This window comes from Rickettsia sp. TH2014 (genome assembly GCF_019249195.1).
Taxonomy (GTDB): Bacteria; Pseudomonadota; Alphaproteobacteria; order Rickettsiales; family Rickettsiaceae; genus Rickettsia; species Rickettsia felis.
Genome location: NZ_MXAX01000225.1, coordinates 1 through 2905, shown reverse-complemented (window position 1 = coordinate 2905; position 2905 = coordinate 1). Strand labels below are relative to the sequence as shown.

Here is a 2905-nt window from a genome sequence, read left to right as displayed (position 1 = left end):
CCTATAACTTAACTCTATGCCAAATATAGATCTCCTCATTTTTACTAGCTTTTTAGCAATTAATTTGCTAGTTGGACTTCTAAATATCAAAAATATAAAAAACATTCGCGAATATGCGATAGGAAAAAGGAATTTTTCTACAGGTACGATAGTCGCAACTCTTATTGCTACTTGGATCGGTACTAGTACTTTTTTAATCGATAATTCAAGAATATATACGGACGGGCTATTTTACTTATTACCTAGTATATTCGGGAGCGTCGTTAGTTGGTTATTAATTAGTTACTTTATAGCTCCTCGTTTTGAGAATTTTTTGGGTAGTTTATCAGCAGCGGAAATAATAGGGGAGGCTTACGGTAACAAAGTTCGTATTCTTACGTCGATAGTTAGTATATTAATGTCTATAGGTAGGATTGCCATGCAATTCCACGTAGCAAGTTTAATATTACAGCTATTCTTTAATATTTCAAATTTTTACATAGATTTATGTATTGCCACCGTAATAATAAGCTATTCTGCTTTTGGCGGTGTAAAATCGGTTACTTTTACCGAAGCCGTACAGTTTTTTACCTATAGTGCAATTATTCCGGTAATAGGAATTGTCGTATGGAATGTTTTTAGCGATCCGCATATAGTTATAGACTCAAACGTACAGACTCGTCTAGCTGATTTACAAGGTTTGTTTCACTATACTAGTCCTAAATTTTGGATTTCTTTAAATATTTTTATATATTTTGCGATTCCGTCGCTTGGTCCTTCAATTTTTCAAAGAATATTGATGGCAAAAGACACAAAGCAAATATCAAAAACATTTTTTATTTCGTCAATTATTTGTCTTTGTTTATCCGCCTTATTTATTTGGATTGTAATATTATTACTATCTCAAGATCCAAGTGTTAACACTAATGAATTGTTTTTACGGATTATTAAAAGTTATATAGGATTTAAGGGGTTAATTGTCGGTGTTATTATGGCAATGATAATCTCAAGTACCAACACTTATATTAACGTTGCAGCGGTAACTTTTACTAATGACATAATTAAAAAGGCTTCTCTAAATAGTAATTATGTAACGGCAATCACTATAGGATTAATAGGTTTTATTATATCACTCTATACGAAAGATTTAATAAATCTATTTCTATTATTGACTAGTATCTATTTGCCGCTAATCACTTTGCCGTTAATTTTGTTAATATACGGTTTTAAATCAAGTGCCAAAAGTTTTTTTATCGGTATGATTGCTGCAATATTAACTATTATATTGTGGCAAGTATTTTCTTTAAGAGCGGTTTTAGGTATTTATCCGATATTGCCCGCAACTATAGTAAATTTACTCTTTTTCCTTGGAAGCCATTATATTTTAAAACAACCAGGAGGGTTTAATTCTTTAAAAGAGCCGCTAGCCGTTAAAATAATCAAGCAAGAGAGAAAAAGAAAATTTTTGACTTTATTTCGTGATCTTAAGAATTTTAACATCTTTAAATATTGGGAAAGCACTCTACCAAATCAAGAAATTACTTATAGTTATGTCGGTATATTTATTTTAATATCGATGTTCTCATCTTTATATACCACATCGGGTAGTAAAATAATGAACCATTTGGAGATATATAATATTATTTACCATACCACCCTTATCACTGCTGCAATATTAATCACTTATCCTTTATGGTCTTTAAAATTTAAAAAGAATTATATTATATCTTTATCTTGGTTTGTTGCTACTTTCGTTATATTAATATTTTTCGGTAGTTTACTTGTTATATCAAATAGTTTTGATCAGTTGCAATTAATGTGTTCGATAATTAACTTACTTATAATTGCAACTATATTCAGGTGGCAAGCTACTTTACTTATGACCGTTACAGGCGTGTGTGCTAGTATAGAGTTTTATAAATATTTTATGGATGAGCAGTTATTAATTAGCATAGATAGTTTTCAATTCAAAGTAATATATTTCCTAACCTTATTTAGTAGCCTTTTAATAGTATTCTTAAAACCAAGGCAGGAGCAAGAAAGATTAGTTAATCTAAAAAATACTCATTTAGGTAATAGAGTTAATTATAGAGAGCAGGAATTGGAGAAGTTACTTGATTTGAAACATGAGTTCTTACGTAATATAAACCATGAAATCAATACACCGCTAACCGGTATTATTAGCCTTGGTGAAACCTTATGGGCTAATTATGATAAATTTAATGAAGATCAGCGTCGTAGTGCTGTAGAGATTATAGCTAAAAGCTCCATTAGATTAAATAGCTTGATAAATAATATTCTAGATTTTTCAAAATTATCCAGTCTTAATTATGAATTAAATAAAGAAGATATAAACTTAAGCGAAGTACTGCACGAAAGAATTCAAGTATGTAAAAAACTATATCTAAATGGCAAAACCTTAAATTTTGTATCTGATATTGAAGAGAATATAATATTTAACTGTGATCCTCATTATATTAAACACACATTCGATAATCTAATAATTAACGCTATTAGCTATTGTAGTGAGGGAATAATAAAAATTGATTTGCAAAAGCAGAAAGACAGCATTGTATTCAGTATAAAAGACGATGGAGTAGGAGTGCTGAAAGAGGAATTGCAGAGTATATTCGGCGTATTTGTCGTAAGCTCTAAAACACGTACACCGGCAGGAGGTAGAGGAGTAGGGCTTGCTCTCTGTAGGAAAGTAATAGAACTGCACGCCGGAAAAATTTGGGCAGAAAACGATAAACAGGATAAGACTCAGTTTATTGTTACGATGCCTTTGTGATTTACGATGCCTGTAGAAGTCAAGATTTAATCTTACAGACATTATAAAAATTATATCTGTATGTCTGATAAGTTATGACTGTCAGATGAGTATTCAAGATATAAGATGCGGTCTTTCATGATTATAATATTCTAG

General features: G+C 30.5%; 1 protein-coding gene. It reads left to right on the top strand.

Going from position 1 to position 2905, the window contains the following annotated elements; translation table 11 throughout:
* Positions 1–16 precede the first annotated feature (16 nt).
* Entirely contained in the window at positions 17–2770 is a 2754-nt protein-coding gene (locus KYQ89_RS04525) for a sodium:solute symporter family transporter (RefSeq protein WP_218460598.1), read from the top strand.
* Positions 2771–2905 lie beyond the last annotated feature (135 nt).

Coding starts and splice junctions, on each gene's coding strand:
- KYQ89_RS04525 (WP_218460598.1), top strand. CDS start 17: ATGCCAAATATAGATCTCCTCATTTTTACTAGCTTTTTAGCAATTAAT.